Consider the following 19,528-nt stretch of genomic DNA (forward strand, 5'->3'; position numbering starts at 1 on the left):
GCAAGGCAGGGCAGCAAGCGACCCCGTACTTCAGGCAATCGGCACCAAGCATGGGGCGACTGCTGCCCAGGTTGCGCTCGCGTGGCTTCTGGAACAGGACGGGGTCGCCGTGATTCCTAAGGCTCAACGTCGCGAAAGTCAAAAATCCAATCTCGACGCGCTGGCGGTGAAACTCGACAATGAGGACCGTCACGCTATTGCGGTGTTGCCGAAGAACCACCGTTTCGTCACCCCGCCGTTCGCGCCGGAATGGGACGCGTAACTGTTACCTTCGCACTGCAGTGCAGTCCATCCGCTAGTCAGCGCCGCAGCGGTGGTGCGCAATCGACGTTGATTCATCGACATCCATTCAACAGAACGTCAGACTCTCGCGTGAGCGACTACATCGGGATCGAATTCGAATTGAAGCCATGCGTTCAGCGCCCGATGACCAAACACGGTGAGCCGGCGGTGGACCTTGGGACCGTAGACATCGTAGCGATGCGTCCAGTAAGGACGCACATCGTCAACTGCATGGGCAAATCGGAGGTTGGCCATTGCGGCCCCCGGCTTCCTGACTCGATTAACGAGTTGTAGTACAGAAAGGACACGCGCGGGTAAGGAATAGTTTGGCGGAAAAACCGGCCGGCGTAAGGCGGGTCGGCCACGTACTGACGGTAGACTTCCACGTGCTAAGCGCGGCGCGGACCCGTCTGTAGCGAAACATACGTTTTACGTGACAAATCGTACAACCCACACCTCCGTGGGTTGTTGGAGCGTTTCGGTGTCAAAAAAGATGCCGCTAAGACGCGTCTCGGCCGATACACCACCAAATTTCTCGTGAAACATTCCCCCTCAATCGGCTCAAAGGCCGCGTCAGAAAGGGCATTCGCCACATTAAAGGTTTACTGCGCGATGTTTCACGGCGCAACGCTTTTTGCAATTATGTACCGCTTTCCGAGGGCATTCGCGAACTCCCTTGCACAGCGCCCCGCCATTCTCTAAGACTGTCACTTCCAACGTCCACGATTTTCAGATTCTACTTGCGGTCGCCCGGAAGGAAATCTCGCAACACATAGCGATCAGGACTCCTTAATTCAAGGTAGACCCTATGCCCAAGTGCTCCCACATTTACTTCCTAAGACGGCATTGAAGCGGCACAAAGAACCCGGCGCCGCCGGGTTTAGATGCAGCTCGCAAGCGGGTTTGCCGTCAGGGCATCACCGACATTTTCTGCGCCAACTAGTTGACTATCTGCATGTTGGCGACCTGTTGGACCGAAAACCCGTTACCAACCAGCGGCTGAAAGAGTGCCTCGATCGCTTGCCAGTTCCCAGCCTGCTGGACGTTACAGGGTGCCAGCGGCAGCAGCACAATCTGGTCGGGGTCGGCATTGACGGGCACTTTTGCTCTTGGCGACAAGGTCGTTGAATTGGGTCACTGCGTGATCACGATCCCGTAGGTCTTCTGGGTTATCTTCTTGGTTCTCTCAGTCTCCAGCGACCAGCTGGTGCGGGGCGCGAGCGCGCCAGTTGTCCTTCGAAAGACAGTTTTCGCACGATTCGAACGATTACCCAACTCATGATCAATCCACCCGTCAGTGCGTACTTTTGATCGACGTCGGCAGGCCCGGCTGCCCACATAGCAGATGTCCAGAGAAAGCGGCGAGTCGATCTGTGCGACCAGCAGAGCAGGCGTTTCATTGAGTGCCTCCTCGACGCAGTTTGATAAGCGACCCGAATATTTCCGCCCGGTCTCAGTTATAGACCAAACGATCGTGATCGCGCTCATCGTTGTCCGTCTTAAATCCTTTCGCCTGCGCCCTCCTCACACCGCACGTGCCAGCGCCGGGGAGAACCGCCGCAACGCTCCCTTTAAAATGGCCAGATGGTCCGTGGCAGCCTCGGTGGCGATGCGAGGAGCGTCGACATTCGGAAGAACAGACGAGGTCGCCCGACGGCGCGCTTGGGCAAATGCTTCGAGATCATCCGGCTTTGCTGGTCGGATCTGACCGTTCCGGAGTGCCTTCGCGAATTGCAGTTGCCATTGACCCGCCTCGCGACGTGCGATGCCCTCCTCCGCGTTGTAGACCGATAGCGACAGTCCGTCAGCATCGACGACGAGCTTGCGCTCACCAGTAGCGTCGACGAAGGACAGACCGGCGACCTCGCGAACCAGCGACTCGGCAGCCTGTTGGTCTTCGACCGCAGCACGCGCCGCGTTTTGCTCTGCATGCCGGGTGCGGATCTGGAATGAGAAATCGGCGGTGCTGGTCAGCAGGGCGCGCAGATAGCAGATGGGCCGCTTGGCTTTCTGGAGATGTTCCCACGTTGCTTCGACAACATCGGACAGACGTTTGCCCTGCTCACGTGCTTCGCGCATCAGTTTGAAAATCAGGAAATCCCGAAAACCCAGGGACCGCAGACGCTGGAGGTCCACAGGCACTTGCCCCGGTTGTCTCTTTTGCAAAGAGGTGGGGAAAAGATTCTTATATATACCACCGTCTGCCAGATTGGCAGACCGATGGGAAAATGCTTCAGCCGCGGCGGTACCGGCTTGCTGAGCTCCGGCATGGGTGCTGGATGAATCCACCGAATCAGCCTCTGCTTCGACTGGTTGAGCAGCCGGGATTGGCTCCGCTGCCAGCCCGAGAATGATGGCAGCACGCTCGGTCAGGTGAAGATAGGCGCGACCAAAGAGACCCGCCTGCACGTAGCGGCGTTGCGGTGGCCGGGCGATCAGACCGGCGGTTTCTAGGTCATCGAGGCTTCGGTAGAACGTCCGTTCCGACTGCATCGACCGTTCGGTCAGCAGCTCACGTCGAGCGTAGATATGACCGTACGGGCTCGAGGCGTCAACGGTGCGTGCAAGGGCAGCCAACACGGAGCGCGCTCGAGCAGGGATCCCATCGAGGCGGGAAGCGCGATGGACGGCCCGTAGGATGACCCACGGCAGGTTGACGGAATCGGAACTCAGAGCGAACTCGTCGCTGTCCTCGGTTGCCGGAGGAGCAGGGGAAACATCGACGTTTTCGGTTTCGGGGAAGTGCGGGCGTAACCCTACCTCGCCAGCAACGAAGTGTTGCGCGATAGACATATCCAGCGTCCATTTCTCGAAAAATGGATGGAGTACGCTTGACTGTTTGATTCGATCGGCTACACTTCGTGGTGTCAACGCTCAACCCGATTTGCCGTCGGGAAGTGCAGCCGGGCGAGTGAACAGCAAGCCCGTATTCAAAAGCCTCCAGCGCCAACTGGAGGCTTTTGTCTTTTATGTCCGGTGATCAATTCATCTTGTTATTCCTTTTCGCGACGAGCTGAGGCCGTTCGCGAAAGATTCAAAGTTCAAAGTCATTGATTTTAAACAACTATTTTTCTGCGACCTCTGTCTGCTCCGCCTGAACTGCCGCTGCGCGTCGTTCCAGAACTTCCTTCAGCGCCGACTGGACCGCTTGAGCTTCAGCCGCCGACTGGAACTCCAGCCGCACGACATTCTTGGCCTGACGCACATCACAGTACGTGCCCCGCCCTGCCTTGACCTTGAAAGACGTCGCCGTAGTTGCCGCCTTCTGCTTCGCGGGGTCTGCGCTTGCGAACTTCACCGCCTGTGTTTCATCCAGCTCTTTGTTCGCCAGCCGCTGGGCTGCGAGTACAACTCGATCTGCCTTTCCGGTTCTGACCAAGCGCGCCAACGCATAGCCAGAAGTCGCGCCCATTAGGGCAGGCTTCTCGTTCAGAAGGGCCAGAACTTCAGCCGGAAGATCGTCAAACGCCATCAGTGCGGAAACCACCGATTCGTTCACCCCGGCCTGCTCTGCCATCTTGGCCTGGGTCATGTCCGGGAAGCGTTGGCGGATGTCCTTGAAGCCGAGGTACTTCTCATAGTCGGTCAGGTCTGACTGCAACAGATTCGCGTAGAACGCAGCGAGCGCCGCTTCGTCCTCGCTCGAATCGTCGTCCAGCACGCAGTCGATTTCTAGCCGACCCAGCTCTCGATAGGAATCCGTGCGCCAGTGGCCCGAGACGATTTCAAAGCCGCCTTCGACGCGCGGCCGGATGCCAACAGGCGTGGCTAACTTGTTGTGCCGGAGGTTCTCGCGCAGTTCGGTGAACGCCTCCGGCGACTTGTAGCGCCTCCGGCCCGGGACTTCGTGCAGGTCGGTCAAGAGCACTTTCATCGAGCCCTTGCTACTGCGCTTGGCCTCTTCCAGGTCCGTTTGCAGTTGCTGGATCCTTTCTTGATACTCACGTGCTTCGAGGCGGAAGGCGCCCAATTGCGCCGGCATGGTCGCCGCGCGTGGCGCTGCCTCGGGAGGGCGCGCCGCAGCCGCAGACTCCGCTCTGTCGGCGACCCCAGCCGTGCGCGCCATCAGGCGTTCCTTCAACTTACTCGACATTCGCTTTCTCCTTCTCCTTCAGCAATTGCGTGGCCCACGCACCTTGAATATGCCCTTCGATCTCATCGACCATGGCATCGAACGAATCAATGGCGCGGCTGTACTGCCCCAAGGCCTGAACGTCGTAGATTGTCTTGAACTCGGCTGCTGCGTTCTTGACTACGTCGGAATCCTGAATCTCTGCCCGACCCAGCAACTCCGGGTAGGTTTGCTGAATCCATGACCGAACGACGTCGGTGGCGTCAACCCGCGGCTTTACCTTCGAGAGGAAGATGCTGATAAAAGCAAATTCCTTCTGCACGTCGCGGTCGTCGGCCAAGGCTTTGAACAGGTCTGCGAACTGCCGGAAAAACGACGCGCTCGAGGCGTAGTCGAGGGTCTCGGGCGGCAGCGGAACAATCAGGCCGTCACTCGACATGAAACAGCTAGTGGCGAGGTACGCAAGGCTCGGCGGTGTATCGATCACGATCACGTCGTACTTCTCTCGGATCGGACCCATCGCCCGTTCCAGAACCTGCCAGAACTGGTAGTTCGGATCCTTCGACTGCCGGTTCGGTAGGTAGAAATCCGCGCCAAACAGAGCAGGGCAAGCCGGGATGAAATCCAGGTTGTCCCAGTAGCTCGGAAGGATGGCGTAGTTCAGGTCTGGCTGTTCCTCGTAGACGAGCGGCATCACCGTCATTTCTTCGGTGACTTCCGGCGTCGGAACGTAGCCCATGAGCGTTGTCGACGAAGCCTGCGGATCGAGGTCAATCAGCAGGACTTTGTGACCATGAAGGGTCAGGCCCTGAGCGATTGCCACAGCGCTGGTCGTTTTGCCAACGCCGCCCTTGAAATTCCCGATGGCCATCGCAAGGCCGAGCGCCCCTTCCGGACGGCGCTTGTACGGCGCCGCGAGACGAATGAACTGCTGTGCTTCCGCGAGCGTGAACTCACGATTGCGTCCATTGCCGGTAAGGGTGCCCGTGGGATACTCTCCCTTCTTGTTACCTCGTGTACACAGGTACTGGATCTGGGTGCGCTCGATCTTGCAAAGCTTGGCCACGCGCGACGCCGTGAGCATGGGCGCCATCTTTCTGGGCCAAGGCTCAAGGAGGTCGTCGCGCAGTTGCGCGAGCGTCGCCTCTGCCCGGTCAGCAATGGCGATTAGTTGGTCGATACCAATTGCCTTGCGAGGCGGCGGTAGTTCCTTAGTAACCATGAGGTACCTGCGAATTGGTGTTGTCATCGAAAACCGCGAAAATCATCAAAGTTCGATGACGTGCGATTTCGGCGAATAATAGCCGGTAAACTCGTAAACTTGAAGGTTTACTTTAGGTATTTGTTGCGAGACCAATCGCACGGGGATTCCGAATCCCAGCGCGGGGTGGTTGGACCCGGGTTGGAAGCCGCCGAATTGGAGTAATTAAAATGTAAGAAAAGCGAGCGCAAGACTGGAACATGCGCTCGATCGATCGGATTCAAAGTTCAAAGTCGTTGATTTCTCTGGGACTATTTTTCCGGAGCGCCTGTCTTCACACCGCGTTCGGTGCGCTTTCTTCGGCTCCCGCGCGGGCGGTTTTTATGGCCGCGTCCTTTACTCTGCACTCGTCGTTCAGCTTCCCGTAGACATCCAGCGTGTTGTCGATCTGAAGACTCCGCAGAGAAACGCGAACCCATGGACGATCAGCCGCGCTGTCGGGTCCTCGCGCGCCCCCACGTTTTCCTGATGGCAGGCATTGATCGCCTGCACCAACGTCCGAGCCATACCGCTCGGGTTACTGCGCCCCGCCTAACTAAATAGCACATCCACGAACCGGTTCACTGCTGCCAAGTCAATCTCGTCTGTCATCGTCGACTCCTTGGGGAATGGGACTGCGCGAAACTTGGATGCATACCGTCAAGGAATCAAATAAAAAAAGGTCTTATATCGGCCGGCGCACGAACCGCACTTGGACGCTGGATCAAATGCTCAAGCCAGCTCAGGTCACAGAGGCAACCATCCTGACCTTGCCGGATATCGCCAATACGTTTGGCTTCTTTGTCGTGGGTGAACTTAGAAAAGCGGCGCGTGTTCAACGCAAGTAGATGCAAAGGTGCACTGCTGCGCGTGACCGTTGACGGCCGTTTCCATCTTGCGACTCCGTGAGGTGCCGTCTTGCGGCTTCGCAGCCTCCTGTTGCGTATCGGTCGCCTCAGCCTTCCTTCGCTCCCATAACCCAGGGTCTCCGGATTCTTGGCATACGAGCGCACCTTCTCGCCGGAGCGGTGCTTGTGCGTGTCGTCGATCGCCCCCACGGGTGTTTGGCGCGACCCTTCGTTGAAAGTAGCCGGCAGTCCGGACCGGACCGGACCGGCGATACCCTGGCAGCAACTACTTTCTCTGCCATTCTGGTGTAAAATTGATGCCAAATGGCAGGAGGTGAAACCGTGGACGTCATCGAGAAGGTATCAGCCGATTCATTGCTGGGAGGACGGTCGGTATTTCCGCGTTCTCCCCGATCCGGCCTTGAATGGGTGGACGTGGTCCGCCACGGCATTTCGTCGCGGGCGCTGGACGCGATGCTCAAATCCATCGGACTTTCGCAAGCAGAACTGGCGCAGGCGCTCGATATCCCGGAGCGTACCTTGGCGCGTCGCAAGCGGGAAGGGGTGTTGAGCCGTGAGGAGTCAGCCAAGCTGCTGAGACTCGCGCGTGTCGCCGCGCGCGCTGCCGAGGTGTTTGACGATCTCGACCTGGCACTCGCCTGGCTTAAGACGCCGGTTGGTGCCCTGGAAGACGCCACGCCACTGAGTCTTGTCGATACCGACATTGGCACCGATAGTGTGATGGACACGCTGGGACGCATCGAGCATGGCGTGTTTGCGTGATGGTTACGGCATGGCGGGTGGTGACGGAGCGATATGCGGATACCGCTTTTTCTGGGGAAGGAGCTCGATTATACGGTGGCCGATGGAACCCCAAAGGCGTCGCGTTGGTGTATACGGCGCAGACGCAATCGCTCGCGCTGCTCGAGATGTTGGTTCAGGATTCACCGCTGCGTGCCCGCTATGTGATGATTCCCGCCCGTTTCCCCGAGAAAATCGTCGAACGTATCGATCCCGCGAGTTTGCCTCGCGACTGGCGGGACATTTCAGCGCGGGCCGAACTGCAGCAACTTGGATCGGCGTGGGAGCGGAAGCGAAGCAGCGCCGTGCTGGCTGTTCCCAGTGCGGTCGTTCCTGCGGAATCCAATTATTTGCTCAATCCCAATCATCCGGACTTCGCGCTCGTCTTGGTTGGAACGCGTGATGAGTGGTTGACCGACCCTCGGTTATTGCGGCGCGCGGCTGCAAAGGGATCGTGACGGGCATCTCATGTGGCGGTGGCAAGCGGACGATGGCGTGTGATCAACCAACCCGCCGGCCATGCTTCGCTGGGTGCCGCCATTCAAGGTGCCTGTGTGTTGTCAAAACTGATTGCGTCATGCGTTTAGGGACGTGCCAGTCACGGACCACCACTTGCGGAACCGGTCCTGCAGAATCTTGAACTGGCTCGTGCCGATCCAGTCAGTGGGGGATCTTTTTCGACTGCGATACCTCGCGACGGATCTGCGTGGCCAACGATGCCAGCACGATCACCGTCCACGAATGTGGGGAGACCGCACCACGCGTCAGCGCCGGAAACTGGCAGGTGGATTTCGTTGCCGCGATCGAAAGCGGGCACCTCGTTCGGGCCACGCCGAAGCGGGAGGCGGCATTCGAAAGCAAGCGGCAGCGCGGCCGAGAAGACCGGCATGCGGCACCGCGTATTCTGCCCACCCACCCGATGCCGCGGGACCTCACCGAGGGGGCGGGCGAACGGTTTGCCGAGATGAAGAAGGTTGCGTGCGACTGTTGCCGGCGTACGTGCACACTGACGCCGTGAGGGGTGTGCAGCCGCCTGTCGGCGTGCGGACGCCTTGCAGGTGTCGAAGGCAAAGCGCAGGATTAAAATCCCACCCTCAGAAGGGAGACTTCCCGTGCGATCGACACAACAATTCAGCATCACGCTGCCCAACGAAATGGCCGAGGCAGTCAGGTCCAAGGTGGCGGCTGGCGAATACGCGACGGAGAGCGAAGTGATCCGCGATGGACTCCGGGCGCTGCTCGCGCGTGACTGTGCAGTGGAAAGCTGGCTGCGCAAGCAGGTCGCGCCCGCCTACGATGCGCTAAAGGCTGACCCCTCTCGCGCCATCGGCGTCGACCAGCTGCGCGCGGCGCTCGCCGCTGAACACCGCAAGGCCATCGAAAAAGCGTAATATCCTATACCGTCGCCCTTACACCGGAAGCGCAGGGACAGCTGCTCGCGCTTTATCGATACATTGTGGCCGCGGCCTCTCCGGTGGTCGCGGAACGCTATATCAGCCCAATTATTATGTACTACGAAGGGTTGCGGATCTTCCGGCAATGGAGCAATCGTCGGGATGACATTCGCGAGGGCCTGCGCGTCACGATTTACCGCAAGAGGGTAGTGATAGCCTTCGACGTCGACGCGGAGCAGACCTCAGTGATCGGCATTTTTCTACGGCGGACAGGACTACGAGACGGTCCTGCAGGACAATACTGACGACTCATGAAGCCGCGAGAGTACGAGATGCAGTCTCCGGTGCGTGCACCACACCGCACGTGTTGCGCCATACCGGGTGCCCTTCTATGAGCAGGCGGAAAAGAAGCGCGTCCGACGCACACTCGCCGGCGACTATCAGCGGATGACCGACGCCGGCGCGCTGTGGTCTGAACACCAGTAATCGCGGCCTTGGGTCGATCCGTCCCGCCGAGGGGAGGCCGGCACGTCCTGACTCAGCGGACCAGACTACTCCCGGGTTTCCCAGATCTTGCCCAGACCTGCTACTTCGCAGAGGATTGCCCATGCGGCGTAGGGGATATGCGACTCCTCGCTTATCCATCGCCGAACCTGCCGGCCGCCCCCTCTTTCGCTCAGACCGACCAGATCCGCGACTGCCCGACCGGTTAGTCCCGTGCGACCTATGACCTCACGAATCTCAACACCCGTTGGTTGCTGCCAGCCTTGTACCCACGGCAGCAGACATTCGGGGCGAATGCGTGTGTGGAAGTCGTTATTCATTTTTCCTTTTCCGCTTAGTCTATTTATTAAAGCCACCGTGGCGGGAGTTCGCCTGCCTTTACGTCGATAGGGCCGGCGCGGTGATCGCGAGGCGCCCATGCGCGACGATGAAGGTCCAGAAGATCACGGGCCATGCTCTCCGAGTCTGCAGCCGAAAAGTGCAGTTCGATCGGCAGCTGGCGGGCCGGGTCCCCGTCGATCGCCACCACCAGCGTGATATCGCGATAACCTGGTGCTTCCTGATTCGTCACATAGTGTGCCTGATAGCGCTCGCCATGAACCGGCGCCGGCTCCGGCGCGGGGCGTTTGTCCAGATTCCAGCGCGCGATTATCTGCTGCCAGCGCTGCTCACCGCCAGGAAAATAGCCGTGCACCTCGACGGTCGGCCGGTGATCGAGGCGTAGCACGGCGAGACAGTGCTCGAAAAGATCGTCCTCCAACGCGCGCAGCGCCGTGAGATCGAACCGGTAGTCGGTCCCGTTGTACAGGCCCGCGAGAAATTCCGCGATGGTCTCCGCCTGTTCGGTGCCGCCTTCGGCCACGTCGACGAGTTGCAGGAGCGAATCGAGGCCGCGGTCACGATCGCCGGCGCGGACCTCCGCTGCGCGCTGCGCCGGTGTCTGGCCGCCGTGCGCGTTCGTAAAGAATTCCGTGACGGTGTGCTGGAATGCCTCGAGGAGGTGCTCGGGTACGTCACTGGTGATCCGGTGTGTTTTCGGGCGGGGCGGAATGTTCATGGCGTTACCTTGCTTGTCCGGAGTAGGGGACTTCGACCGCGTACCCGCGGTCGGTGATAAAAGGGGCGATGCCGAACGACACCGTTGCATCGGGCGCATCGACCAGCGCAAGCCCGACAGCCTTGCCGCAGAAATATCCGCTACTGTACCCAACGCCGGTTCCTCGCTTCCGCTCGCGCCAGGCCACAACCCTGCGTACCTTGAGACGTGCCAGTCCGTCGGCGCCAGCGTAAATCGTTCTGCCTTCCATCTCTGGTCTCGTCGATTGAGTGCGTGTATGCGATCGTACGTCACCGCTGGCCACGGCGGTCCGCAAGCCGATCCAGGATCCAGCCCCCACGGCTTCGCCGCGGAGGAATCACGCAGCCTGCGGCTGCTTGACGACCCCGCCCGCGGTCTGCCTGCGGCGTGCCGGATCGTCCCGGCGCTACTGCGCCGCGCCGGCGCGGGTCCCCGTGCGCCTCGATCCGGGCGCGCCGGCGCGCGCGTGACGCCTGCAGTCATCCGGGCTCAAGGTTTGGCAGGAAGGGGATCCCTACCGGACGGCTGGGACTCGGACGCCGCTGAGGCTATTTTCACCCAGGTACGCGCCTGAATGAAATACAACGCCGCCCAAGGTTTCAGGGGCATTTCCTGTACCGGGCAACAGCCCCGGCATGAACCGGGGCCGACATGGATTATTCCTGACGCCGCGCGAGTTGCGCCCGCTTGAGTTCGCCCGGCGCGCCGAAGTCGAAATTATCGACCGTGAAGTTGTAGCCGTAGCGCTCGATGCCTTCACCGTCCGTGAAATCGTTGTTCGACAGCTTCGCCTCGACGATCAGTTGATCGCCCTTCAGAACGTTTCTGGCGATGGCCTCACCGCGCGAACCAAAAGCGGTGACCTGAATTCTCACCTGACGCTCTTTCGCTTCGCCGCTGCCTTCGTCGCGACCGGCGTACTCGTTGGAAATCAGTGTGAATTTCGTCACCTTTGAATCTCCGTGATTCGCGAGCACTGGGGCGGCGGCAACACGGCCAGTAAAGAAAAGCTTGTTCATGATTTGTACTCCTGACAGTTTGATTGAAACAGAGGGAAACTTTCGTTAAAACCCTGACTCGGGTAGGGCAGACTGCGGGGCACGGGGCGGCACACGATCAAACTCGGAGAGCGCTTTGCGGGCTATCGCGCGCAACTCTTCCCGGTGCATGTCGATTGGGTGCCCGTCGCGGTCCCGCATGTTGGCAATCCGGTCGAGTGCTTCGGCGGAGCGCGCGGCGGCATCGGCGGACAATGCCATGCGGAACAGTTCCGCGCGCACCAGGGAACGATCGCCGTATTGATAGACGGCTAGCAGCGGAAGGAGGGCGGTCAACCACGTTGAGCGGATGTGAACGGTATCCATGTCGGTTTCCATAGTGAGGTCATGCCCGGCCCGAAGGCCGGGCGCACCGGTTAGCCGCGCAGGCGGCACAGTTCGTCGGCGAGCACCCAGAGGGCGCGGTTGAGCCTGATGTTCTGGTCAATGCCCGTTACGGCTCGGGTTGTGGTTGCCCGGCCATTCGCGTTACGACCACGTAGGCCGCCGTTGATCATGTTTTCCTGCACTCGATTGAATGTCGTCCACAGGTCCGGTGCGCGATCCTCCATGCGATGCGATGTTAGAAGTTGCTGCTCAGTGATGGGCGCTGGCTTGTCATCGTCGTACCGCAGCGTAAGCGCGGCCCGCGCGAAAGCGGTCTGTTCGCCGTCGGTCAACGCCAGTCCGGCCATCCCCTCACGCTGATGGGTCGCTGCCTCGAAGCTGTCGAGCACCTTGAACGCTCCTTCGATCACCTGGCCGATCACGTCGCCCTTGTGAGGTACGCGGATATCTCCAATGGTGTCTCCACAGACCATACCGTTCTGACAGACGAACCGGAACATCCCCGCGAGCATCTGGTAGCTGCTGCTGCCGTCGTGGCTGTTCAGAAGGATGATTTCGTTGGCTTCACGGCCCGTGATCTGGTCGGCGTGGCGTAGGCGGACCATATGTTTCGTGTGTGCGCGCTTGTCGTCGGCGCGCACGCGGGTCTGACAGGCCATGAAGGGCTGAAAACCTTCCTTGCGCAGGCCGTCCAGTACGTCGCTGGTTGGAATGTAGGTGTACCGTTCTGAGCGGCTTTCGTGCGCGGACAGCGCGAAGATCGACGGGGCAACCGCCGCAATCTCGTCATTCGTCAGCGGGCGATCCGAACGTGTACCAACTGCGTTGCGTCCGAAGCGGCTTGTCAGGTAAGTGGTGTCCATGCTGTTCCCCAATATCAGGATCAGCCCCAGCCCACAGGCCGGGGCCGTGAGTGGTCAATACGTCAGTCGATGGCGCGCAGGATGTTGGCGGCCTCTACGTGCTGTGCCGCGTAGGCGCGAAGCGCATGGTAGTGCTCGATGATCCTGTCGTCCTGGCGCAGTTCGGCCAGATGGCACAGGGCAAAGAGCGTCACAACGATGCCGAAAGCGTCGGCGCCCATCATGTCGTTGTAACCGTTCATATGCCACCGGACATGAAGCCGTCCGCATCGCTCAGGTGCCATGTAAAAACCACCGTTCGACAGTTGGAAGAAGATCCACGAACCACCGTCATAGGCGCTTGCGAGTCGGCGCGCCCACTCGTACACCAACGCCTCGCCACGCAGGTAGTGCGAACCGAGGTAGTGCGGCAGGAAGTTGAGACGCAGTTCGTCGGGAACGACAGACGAGGTGATCGCGTCAACAGAGGTTTCTTGAGTCATCGGTTTCTCTCCGGTTAGTGACCGAAAACAGTTCGGCCTCAGTTCTTAGTATAGGGCAAATTGCCCTATACACAAGTTGATCAGTTAGTTTGTTTTGAATTTGTTTTAATTGAATCTTCTTGCTGATTAAAAATTAATATGAACGTCCATCTTTATTTATAGGGCAATACGCCCTATTATGATTGTGAGGCCGGAGCAACTTCTGGTCACTAACCGGAGAAAAACCGATGGAAGCATCTGAACAAAAGGCAGTTGCGGCAGCTAGCAGCGTCCCGGACGCGTTGGAAACCAGCTTCGACAGCGAAGCGCAGATCGAATACGTCCCGTACGGACGGCTGTGCCGCTCGCCGCTGAATGTCCGCAAAAAGGCACCCACCGGCATCGAGGCGCTGGCCGGAACAATTGCCGGGAAAGGACTGATACAGAATCTCGTCGTGCATGAGATGAAAGGCCGCGCGAAGGTGCCGAAGCTCGCCGTGTGCGCCGGACAGCGGCGGCTCGCTGCGCTGGACCTGCTGTTTTCGCAGGGGAACATTACTAAGGATTACCAGGTGCCGGTGCTGATCGTCAGCGATGGCGAGGCGGTGGCTGCGTCGCTGATCGAGAACCGGGAACGGGAAGCCATGTCGATCGCAGATGAAAGCGTCGCGTTCCGCCTGCTTACGGAGGAGGGCAAAAGCGTGGCCCACGTCGCGGCGCTGTTCAAAGTGTCCGAAATGGTGGTGCGCCGTGCGCTGAAAATTGCGAACCTCGCTCCGGCGCTGCTTGACCTGCTGCGCGACGACAAGCTGGACTATGAGCAGGCGAAGGTGCTCGCACTGGCCGACGATCACGCGACGCAGGAACGCGTGTGGACCGATGCCCCAAATGCCTGGCAACGCCGACCATCCAAACTGCGCGCAGCGCTGACGAAAGCGGAACTTGATGCCAGCGAGAATCCGCTCGCGAAGTTTGTCGGGCTGGACGCTTACGAGGCCGCAGGAGGCTATGTGCGTCGCGATCTTTTTTCCGACGACCAGAACGCCGGATACATCGCGGATGCGGACCTGCTGCATCGCCTTGCGACTGACCGCCTGATCGAGCTATCCCAGGCCGTAGCCGCTGAGGGCTGGTGTTTCGTGGAGACGCGGACCCGCTGTGACCAGGCCGAACTGTTCCAGTACGACCGGATCGCATCGACCACACGAAAGCCGACCAAAGCGGAAAAGGCCGAGCTTGTGAAGCTTGTTGCCACGCGCGACGAGGCGAAGGCCGCGCTAGACGCGTATTACGCCGATCAGGACAGTGAGGAAGACGAGTCGCTTTGGGAAAAGCTGGACAACGCGCTCAACGATGCTTCGGCTGCTGTTGACGCCTATGCCGAGCGCTTTGAAACGTTCGCCGCCGACGACATGAAGCAGGCCGGTGCGTTCGTCGCCATCGACGAGGACGGGAAGGTGCAGATCACGCGTGGCCTGCGCTGCCGGGAAATCAACGACGCAGACGCGGGCAGTATCGCGAAGCTTGCGCATGCGCAGCGAAATCGTGACCTGCCCCCGAAGGCCAAGCCCCTGCACGGCGAAAAGCTGTGCAAACGGCTGACCGCGCACCGCACGGCTGCGGTACAGATCGAGCTTGCGCAACAGCCGACCGTTGCGCTGGCCGTGCTGATGTACCGGATGATCCCCACCGTGTTCGATAACGTGTACGGACAGTCATACATCGATCATGCGGTGCGGATCGACGTGCATACGTCGCGCGATGCGCTGGTGTCGAACGCCGACGACATGGCCGACAGCGCCGCATGGAAGGCGCTTGAAGGCGAGCGGGCGAAGTGGAGCCGGATGCTGCCGAAGCGCACCGATGAACTGCTCGCGTGGCTACTGCAACAGGACGTGGACGTGATGTCGAACCTGTTTGCATTCTGCGTGGCCGCGACGGTAGACAGCATCAGCCCCGTTGACCGGGCGCACCCGGTCAACGAAGTGGCGAACACGCTGGAACTGGACCTCACGCGCTACTGGAAGCCGACGCGCGCAGGGTACTTCGAGCACGTCTCGAAAGATCGTATCGTGACCGTTGTCGGCGAGACGGTTTCGCCGCAGGCCGCAGGCGAACTGCGCGGGATGAAAAGGGGAGATGCCGCTGCTGCCGCCGAGCTTCGCATGACGGACTCGGGCTGGTTGCCGGAAGTGCTGCGCAACCGTGAGGTGCCGAAACATGTCACGTACGGCCATTGGGAGGATGACGAGGAAAGCGACGCCGACAGCACGCAGGATGAGTGCAACGACGGGGATGCGGAGGAAGCCGAAGCCGCCTGAGCCCTGATGCACTTTGCGTAAGTGCAGGCATGTCACATGCCGCCGTCCGGGTGAAAGTCCGGGCGGTTTTTTGCTTCACGAGTACTGCACATGAAAAAAAGAAGCCGGTACGCAGACCGGCTTTCCGAGGCTCCTACCGCGTGCCTTTGGGGACCAGGCAGCGGCACGACGATTATGCCAGGCTCGCGCGCATGATGAGACCGCGATTTGCGAAACAGAATGTAACTACGCGGTGCGAGCCAGGGCGGCATCGCGCGCGCCGCGCGCCCGTATCGAGGGCCACGGGGACCCATGCAGAATGCATGGGGAGCGGCCCGACCCGGCGCAGCGCGGCGGGGCGATGCGGTTCAGGGTTTCGTGTGCTGAGGATATTTTTTCTTGAGCGCATCAATATCGGCATTTCTCACGCGAGGTTCGCCGTACTGTTCGGCATAGAGGCGGTTCAACTGCATGCTTGAGAGGTGGGGATTCTCAGACTGCAATTGCTCGAAGGTTTTGATGCGAGAGTGGGCCGGTGCCGGTGCCGGTGCCGGTGCATCGGTCGTGGGAGGCGCAGGCTTGTGCGCTCCGGGAGGGGCTGTTGCTCGGGAGGCAGTCACGGGGGCCGGGGCGCTGGGGCGGGCTGCCGCAGCGCCGGATTTGCGTCCGGAACCGGGCGTAGAGGCGGTCTTTCGAAGCCTGTACAGAGTTCCGTGAAACGTCCGAAGGGAGATATCGAGTCCCTGTTCGCGCAAGGTATTCAGGATTTCAACGGCGGGAACGCGAGCGGCGAGCGCCGCCTCGATGTCCGGAAGGAGGGTCTTGAGATGCGAAGCCTTGCTGCGTTTCGGGCTTGTGCTGGCAAGGCGGCGCAGCGCGGAAGCAAGCTCTTCGTGATCCATTGGGCAAATGGCGAATAAATGTAGTATCGGCGTAGTATGAATGACGACAGCATGTAGGGGCAAGGTTGTATTGTGTAGTATTCCGATGCAACGCGTAATGTTCGGGTGTAGTAGGGCCGTAGAATATGCGTAGGAAATAATGTGTGGCGAAAGCGGGGCGAGGCACGTCGAATATGTTTACGCAACGCTACGCGTTCCGTAAAATATTTCGTGCCAAAGGGGCGAGCCCCTTTGAAACCCCGACGCGGTCTATTGCCGCGTCAGACTGGTCGGTGGCTCCGCCACCGACATTAAGCACTGCCTGGTATGCGTAATGAATACGGAGGTGCGGTCATGATTCCGAGCAGCGAATGGGTGATCCAGCTTGTAGTGGGAGCGCGTGTTGATGAGCACGGCAGCGAGCCGCGCTATCTGCCGTGGGCGGGCTATACGCGGCCAATGACGGGCGACCAGGCGATGCGTGCGTTGCGCGAGTGCGAGTTCCGCTGGCCGGAATACGAGTTTCGCGCGCACCCGATCGATGACGACGGCAGGCAGTTCGCGATGGTCGGCGCTGACATCGACCGTAGTCGCTCGACGGGGCTCTGGTGATGCCAAAGCAAAAAAGCAATGGCGGGGCAGGGCTGGGCAAGCCGATCGCGTTCCGTCTGTCGGATGCGGATCGCGATGCGTACCTTGCAAAGGTGGCGCAAAGCGGGATGACGCAATCGGAGTTCTTCCGGCAGGCGGTGCTGACCAACCGTACGCAGGTGATCGCGCGGCCGGTGGCCAGCGGGGACCGCAAGCGGCTGCTGTACATCTTCAACAAGACCAGTAACAACCTGAACCAGATTGCACACCGCGCGAACTCCGAACACGTTCGCGGGAAGCTTTCGGAAGCGACTTACGAGCAGGTGCTCACGCAGCTGCAGCTGATCGGGCAGTACCTCAGGGCAACCTTGAACAAGGTCGACTGATAGCGATGGGAATGGATCAAAAGCAGGCGGCCATTATGGCGGTGATCGAGCTGGAGACGAAGCTGCACTTCGATCGCGACCATGCCGGTGCGCATACGCTGACGCAGACGGACTGCGACAGCGCCCGGGCGTCGGTCTCCGCTGCCGGCCATCTGTTGCCGTCGATCGTGCACAGCACGCTGCTGTTCCGAATCGAAGGGGCGCAGCGCTGGCTTGCCGAGCGCAAGGCGCAGGGGTAGGGCGATGCTCATACGCGTACGCGGCTATCACGACGGGATCAAGGACTATCTGGAGAAGGGCCAGAAGCAGGGTCGCGAGATGGAGCGCGACGAGATGGATGAGCGCGTGATCCTTGCCGGCGATCTCGATCTGACGAACGACATCATCCAGTCGATCGACACGGACGCCGAGCGCTACCTGAATGTCACGCTGTCATTCAAGGAAGACGAGGTTGACCGCGAGCTGTTAGGTGAGATTGTTCGGGAGTTCGAGGCGTTTGCGTTTGCCGCGTACCGTCGGGACGAATACAACTTCTACGCTGAAGCGCATGTGCCGCGGATCAAGAGCTATGCGGACCGCAAGACGGGGGAGCCTGTCGAGCGCAAGGTGCACGTGCATATCGTGATTCCGGAAATGAATCTTGTGACAGGTCGACGGCTCGATCCGTTCGGGAAGGTTGACCATAACGAGCGCTACCTCGAGGCCTTTCAGGAGCACATTAACGCGAAGTACGGGCTCGCGAGCCCAAAGGACAACCGGCGTGTGCAGTTCACGGACGCGTCCGAAATGATCAGCCGGTACAAGGGCGATGTGTTCGAGGGCGCTAACCGCGAGCTGAAGGCCTCGATTCTTGAGGCGGTGATGACGCGTGATGTGACCCGGTATGACGACTTCAGGGCCTTGATCACGGAGTACGGCGAGACGCGCACACGCAATGCCGGCAGGGAGTCGGAGTACGAGAACGTTAAACCGGCCGATGCCGCGAAGGGTGTGAACCTGAAGGAGTTCGTGTTTTCGCGCGAGTTCATCGAGCTCGATGCTACGGCCAAGCGTGAGTCGCTCGAATCGAATGTGCATGCGCAGTACGTCGAGCCAGGCGTATCGCGCGATACGCGGCAGATCTATCTCGATGCGCTCGGCGCGTGGCACGACACGCGCGCGCGCGAGATCAAGTATCTGAACAGCGGCAGCAGTTTTTACAAAACGTATCAGGCAGCGTCGCCGGCGGAGCAGCGGCGCATTCTCGATCACCGCGAACAGCGGTTCTATGACGTAACAGGAGGGCTTAATGAGCGCACACGACAATCCCACGATCGATCCGGACACTGGCGAGATTGGCGGCGAATCGGAGCCGCCGGAGCAGGAGGGCGGGCGCGAGAGCGCGGCGCCGGGCGGGAGCCGGAAGGGGCAGGGCAGTCGCAGCAATGGTGGAACGAGCTCGAACGCGCGCACCGGGAAATCACGGGGCGATGGCGAGCCGGAGCGGATCACGACTTTGACGCTCGCTTCGATCGATCCGGCGCGCCGTCCCAATCCGCCCACCGTGTGCATGGCGTGTCCGGCCGCGGTGTGGATGGCGACGCCGCGCGACGTCAAGTGCTTCTGCCGCCTGATGCACTACTGGAGCTGGGAAACCAGCAAGCCGAACGAATTGACGCATTGCGATGGTCTGGCGATCGCGAGCGAGCGGGAAGAGAACAGCTAGGCATTTCGGTGCCGCGGCTGCGATGGCGCAAAGGTGCCGACCGCGACTTCGAACCCGGCGGAAGTTACGACGAGAGGGAGGATCGTTGGCAATGGTCCGGCGAGCGCGATGCGGTTGACAGGTCCGGCGGCGAGCCTGAATGGAAAGCGATGGTCGATCGCATGTTTGTCGCGTGGAACCGGGCAGACGAGGCAGGGCGGACGCGTCTTGCGCGAACCGGTGCCGAGAAATTCATGCGGGCTGGAGGCCCGTTCGGCGCACGCGAGCCTTTTGGTCTGAGCGGCGGCCGCCTGCCTGCAGGGTTCGGACCACGTGAGGAAATCCGCAGCCTCGCGGATGTGCAATCGTTCGATGCGATCGAATCGTTGCCGTTCGAGGTGCGGCCAACTGATTCGCCGCCGACGACGGACGCTGCGTCGGTCGATTTCAATGCGAGTGCACACGCGTCGACGGGCCGGGCAGCCGATACCGTTCGCGACCAGTTCGCACGTGACCTGTCCGAGGCTCGCACGGCGCGACGTGCCCGGGAGCGGGACGAATTCACCGAGATCCGTGCGACGCTAGACGCGCGCCGGCTGCTGGCCGCGCTTGCGCACTCGCACGGATTGATCGTCGAAAAGTATGCGATCGGTAAAGGCGCGGATGGCGGTGACAGAATCCGCGCCGGTTCGCGCAATCTGAATGTGTCTGACTTCCTCACCAAAGAGATGAACCTGTCATGGGAGGAGGCTGCGCAG

Annotated in this window: 25 protein-coding genes; 12 read left to right on the forward strand and 13 right to left on the reverse strand. The window is 60.4% G+C overall.

What is annotated here, in order from left to right:
• On the forward strand, window positions 1-262 hold a 262-nt coding region (locus P0D96_RS44985; RefSeq protein ID WP_408320549.1), incomplete at its 5' end, for an aldo/keto reductase.
• Window positions 263-360: 98 nt separating this feature from the next.
• Here P0D96_RS44985 and P0D96_RS44990 read toward each other — a convergent pair.
• The 6 genes from P0D96_RS44990 to P0D96_RS45015 all read right to left on the reverse strand — a co-directional run bounded on the left by P0D96_RS44990 (window position 361) and on the right by P0D96_RS45015 (window position 5,576).
• Window positions 361-537, reverse strand: coding sequence for a hypothetical protein (locus P0D96_RS44990; protein ID WP_408320551.1), 177 nt, complete (start codon window positions 535-537; stop codon window positions 361-363).
• A 684-nt stretch (window positions 538-1,221) separates the two neighbouring features.
• Window positions 1,222-1,383, reverse strand: a complete 162-nt coding sequence (locus tag P0D96_RS44995) for a hypothetical protein (RefSeq protein ID WP_408320553.1) — start codon at window positions 1,381-1,383, stop codon at window positions 1,222-1,224.
• Between the two features lie 33 nt (window positions 1,384-1,416).
• Complete coding sequence (locus tag P0D96_RS45000) at window positions 1,417-1,770, reverse strand: hypothetical protein (protein ID WP_408320555.1); 354 nt, start codon at window positions 1,768-1,770, stop codon at window positions 1,417-1,419.
• Window positions 1,771-1,806: 36 nt separating this feature from the next.
• Complete coding sequence (locus P0D96_RS45005; protein ID WP_408320556.1) at window positions 1,807-3,075, reverse strand: Cdc6/Cdc18 family protein; 1,269 nt, start codon at window positions 3,073-3,075, stop codon at window positions 1,807-1,809.
• Window positions 3,076-3,346: 271 nt separating this feature from the next.
• On the reverse strand, window positions 3,347-4,375 hold the full coding sequence (locus P0D96_RS45010) for a ParB/RepB/Spo0J family partition protein (RefSeq protein WP_408320558.1): 1,029 nt from the start codon (window positions 4,373-4,375) through the stop codon (window positions 3,347-3,349).
• Window positions 4,365-5,576, reverse strand: a complete 1,212-nt coding sequence (locus P0D96_RS45015; protein WP_408320560.1) for a ParA family protein — start codon at window positions 5,574-5,576, stop codon at window positions 4,365-4,367. Before P0D96_RS45015 ends, P0D96_RS45010 begins: the two co-directional genes overlap by 11 nt.
• A 668-nt stretch (window positions 5,577-6,244) precedes the next feature.
• On the opposite strand from P0D96_RS45015, the gene P0D96_RS45020 reads away from it, so the two are divergent.
• From P0D96_RS45020 to P0D96_RS45045, 6 genes are all read left to right on the forward strand, one after another.
• Window positions 6,245-6,442, forward strand: a complete 198-nt coding sequence (locus tag P0D96_RS45020; protein WP_408320562.1) for a hypothetical protein — start codon at window positions 6,245-6,247, stop codon at window positions 6,440-6,442.
• Between the two features lie 342 nt (window positions 6,443-6,784).
• Window positions 6,785-7,225 (forward strand): Xre family toxin-antitoxin system antitoxin, encoded by a 441-nt coding sequence (locus P0D96_RS45025; RefSeq protein WP_408320564.1) that lies wholly within the window; start codon window positions 6,785-6,787, stop codon window positions 7,223-7,225.
• Window positions 7,225-7,701 (forward strand): RES family NAD+ phosphorylase, encoded by a 477-nt coding sequence (locus tag P0D96_RS45030; protein ID WP_408320594.1) that lies wholly within the window; start codon window positions 7,225-7,227, stop codon window positions 7,699-7,701. The genes P0D96_RS45025 and P0D96_RS45030 overlap by 1 nt, the downstream gene beginning before the upstream one ends.
• A 248-nt stretch (window positions 7,702-7,949) precedes the next feature.
• Entirely contained in the window at window positions 7,950-8,261 is a 312-nt protein-coding gene (locus P0D96_RS45035) for a hypothetical protein (protein WP_408320566.1), read from the forward strand.
• A 94-nt stretch (window positions 8,262-8,355) separates the two neighbouring features.
• Complete coding sequence (locus tag P0D96_RS45040) at window positions 8,356-8,634, forward strand: ribbon-helix-helix domain-containing protein (RefSeq protein ID WP_408320567.1); 279 nt, start codon at window positions 8,356-8,358, stop codon at window positions 8,632-8,634.
• Window positions 8,635-8,699: 65 nt separating this feature from the next.
• Window positions 8,700-8,942, forward strand: coding sequence for a type II toxin-antitoxin system RelE/ParE family toxin (locus tag P0D96_RS45045; protein WP_408320569.1), 243 nt, complete (start codon window positions 8,700-8,702; stop codon window positions 8,940-8,942).
• Window positions 8,943-9,487: 545 nt separating this feature from the next.
• Here the strand turns inward: P0D96_RS45045 and P0D96_RS45055 are convergent.
• The 6 genes from P0D96_RS45055 to P0D96_RS45080 all read right to left on the reverse strand — a co-directional run bounded on the left by P0D96_RS45055 (window position 9,488) and on the right by P0D96_RS45080 (window position 12,949).
• Entirely contained in the window at window positions 9,488-10,198 is a 711-nt protein-coding gene (locus P0D96_RS45055; protein ID WP_408320573.1) for a DUF7673 family protein, read from the reverse strand.
• Between the two features lie 4 nt (window positions 10,199-10,202).
• On the reverse strand, window positions 10,203-10,448 hold the full coding sequence (locus tag P0D96_RS45060; protein WP_408320575.1) for a hypothetical protein: 246 nt from the start codon (window positions 10,446-10,448) through the stop codon (window positions 10,203-10,205).
• Between the two features lie 427 nt (window positions 10,449-10,875).
• Window positions 10,876-11,238 (reverse strand): single-stranded DNA-binding protein, encoded by a 363-nt coding sequence (locus P0D96_RS45065; RefSeq protein WP_408320577.1) that lies wholly within the window; start codon window positions 11,236-11,238, stop codon window positions 10,876-10,878.
• A gap of 45 nt (window positions 11,239-11,283) precedes the next feature.
• Window positions 11,284-11,583, reverse strand: coding sequence for a hypothetical protein (locus tag P0D96_RS45070; protein ID WP_408320579.1), 300 nt, complete (start codon window positions 11,581-11,583; stop codon window positions 11,284-11,286).
• 50 nt (window positions 11,584-11,633) lie between these two features.
• Window positions 11,634-12,467, reverse strand: coding sequence for a DUF932 domain-containing protein (locus P0D96_RS45075; protein WP_408320581.1), 834 nt, complete (start codon window positions 12,465-12,467; stop codon window positions 11,634-11,636).
• 62 nt (window positions 12,468-12,529) lie between these two features.
• Window positions 12,530-12,949 carry an antirestriction protein gene (locus tag P0D96_RS45080; RefSeq protein WP_408320582.1) on the reverse strand — a complete coding sequence of 140 codons (420 nt, stop codon included), beginning with the start codon at window positions 12,947-12,949 and terminating at the stop codon, window positions 12,530-12,532.
• A gap of 227 nt (window positions 12,950-13,176) precedes the next feature.
• On the opposite strand from P0D96_RS45080, the gene P0D96_RS45085 reads away from it, so the two are divergent.
• Window positions 13,177-15,249 (forward strand): ParB/RepB/Spo0J family partition protein, encoded by a 2,073-nt coding sequence (locus P0D96_RS45085; protein WP_408320584.1) that lies wholly within the window; start codon window positions 13,177-13,179, stop codon window positions 15,247-15,249.
• A 347-nt stretch (window positions 15,250-15,596) separates the two neighbouring features.
• Here P0D96_RS45085 and P0D96_RS45090 read toward each other — a convergent pair whose 3' ends face one another.
• On the reverse strand, window positions 15,597-16,130 hold the full coding sequence (locus P0D96_RS45090) for a hypothetical protein (protein WP_408320586.1): 534 nt from the start codon (window positions 16,128-16,130) through the stop codon (window positions 15,597-15,599).
• Window positions 16,131-16,463: 333 nt separating this feature from the next.
• On the opposite strand from P0D96_RS45090, the gene P0D96_RS45095 reads away from it, so the two are divergent.
• The 4 genes from P0D96_RS45095 to P0D96_RS45110 all read left to right on the forward strand — a co-directional run.
• Window positions 16,464-16,721, forward strand: a complete 258-nt coding sequence (locus tag P0D96_RS45095) for a hypothetical protein (protein ID WP_408320588.1) — start codon at window positions 16,464-16,466, stop codon at window positions 16,719-16,721.
• Window positions 16,721-17,086, forward strand: a complete 366-nt coding sequence (locus P0D96_RS45100; RefSeq protein WP_408320590.1) for a plasmid mobilization protein — start codon at window positions 16,721-16,723, stop codon at window positions 17,084-17,086. The genes P0D96_RS45095 and P0D96_RS45100 overlap by 1 nt, the downstream gene beginning before the upstream one ends.
• Window positions 17,087-17,097: 11 nt before the next feature.
• Complete coding sequence (locus P0D96_RS45105; RefSeq protein ID WP_201141618.1) at window positions 17,098-17,325, forward strand: hypothetical protein; 228 nt, start codon at window positions 17,098-17,100, stop codon at window positions 17,323-17,325.
• A 4-nt stretch (window positions 17,326-17,329) separates the two neighbouring features.
• The coding region (locus P0D96_RS45110; protein ID WP_408320592.1) for a relaxase family protein at window positions 17,330-19,528 on the forward strand (2,199 nt) is incomplete at its 3' end.

Origin of the sequence: Paraburkholderia sp. RL17-347-BIC-D (assembly GCF_046027915.1) — a bacterium.
Lineage (GTDB): Bacteria > Pseudomonadota > Gammaproteobacteria > Burkholderiales > Burkholderiaceae > Paraburkholderia.

Coding starts and splice junctions, on each gene's coding strand:
- P0D96_RS44990 (WP_408320551.1), bottom strand. CDS start 537: ATGGCCAACCTCCGATTTGCCCATGCAGTTGACGATGTGCGTCCTTAC.
- P0D96_RS45000 (WP_408320555.1), bottom strand. CDS start 1,770: ATGAGCGCGATCACGATCGTTTGGTCTATAACTGAGACCGGGCGGAAA.
- P0D96_RS45005 (WP_408320556.1), bottom strand. CDS start 3,075: ATGTCTATCGCGCAACACTTCGTTGCTGGCGAGGTAGGGTTACGCCCG.
- P0D96_RS45010 (WP_408320558.1), bottom strand. CDS start 4,375: ATGTCGAGTAAGTTGAAGGAACGCCTGATGGCGCGCACGGCTGGGGTC.
- P0D96_RS45015 (WP_408320560.1), bottom strand. CDS start 5,576: ATGGTTACTAAGGAACTACCGCCGCCTCGCAAGGCAATTGGTATCGAC.
- P0D96_RS45020 (WP_408320562.1), top strand. CDS start 6,245: ATGCATACCGTCAAGGAATCAAATAAAAAAAGGTCTTATATCGGCCGG.
- P0D96_RS45030 (WP_408320594.1), top strand. CDS start 7,225: ATGGTTACGGCATGGCGGGTGGTGACGGAGCGATATGCGGATACCGCT.
- P0D96_RS45055 (WP_408320573.1), bottom strand. CDS start 10,198: ATGAACATTCCGCCCCGCCCGAAAACACACCGGATCACCAGTGACGTA.
- P0D96_RS45060 (WP_408320575.1), bottom strand. CDS start 10,448: ATGGAAGGCAGAACGATTTACGCTGGCGCCGACGGACTGGCACGTCTC.
- P0D96_RS45065 (WP_408320577.1), bottom strand. CDS start 11,238: ATGAACAAGCTTTTCTTTACTGGCCGTGTTGCCGCCGCCCCAGTGCTC.
- P0D96_RS45070 (WP_408320579.1), bottom strand. CDS start 11,583: ATGGATACCGTTCACATCCGCTCAACGTGGTTGACCGCCCTCCTTCCG.
- P0D96_RS45075 (WP_408320581.1), bottom strand. CDS start 12,467: ATGGACACCACTTACCTGACAAGCCGCTTCGGACGCAACGCAGTTGGT.
- P0D96_RS45080 (WP_408320582.1), bottom strand. CDS start 12,949: ATGACTCAAGAAACCTCTGTTGACGCGATCACCTCGTCTGTCGTTCCC.
- P0D96_RS45085 (WP_408320584.1), top strand. CDS start 13,177: ATGGAAGCATCTGAACAAAAGGCAGTTGCGGCAGCTAGCAGCGTCCCG.
- P0D96_RS45090 (WP_408320586.1), bottom strand. CDS start 16,130: ATGGATCACGAAGAGCTTGCTTCCGCGCTGCGCCGCCTTGCCAGCACA.
- P0D96_RS45095 (WP_408320588.1), top strand. CDS start 16,464: ATGATTCCGAGCAGCGAATGGGTGATCCAGCTTGTAGTGGGAGCGCGT.
- P0D96_RS45100 (WP_408320590.1), top strand. CDS start 16,721: ATGCCAAAGCAAAAAAGCAATGGCGGGGCAGGGCTGGGCAAGCCGATC.
- P0D96_RS45105 (WP_201141618.1), top strand. CDS start 17,098: ATGGATCAAAAGCAGGCGGCCATTATGGCGGTGATCGAGCTGGAGACG.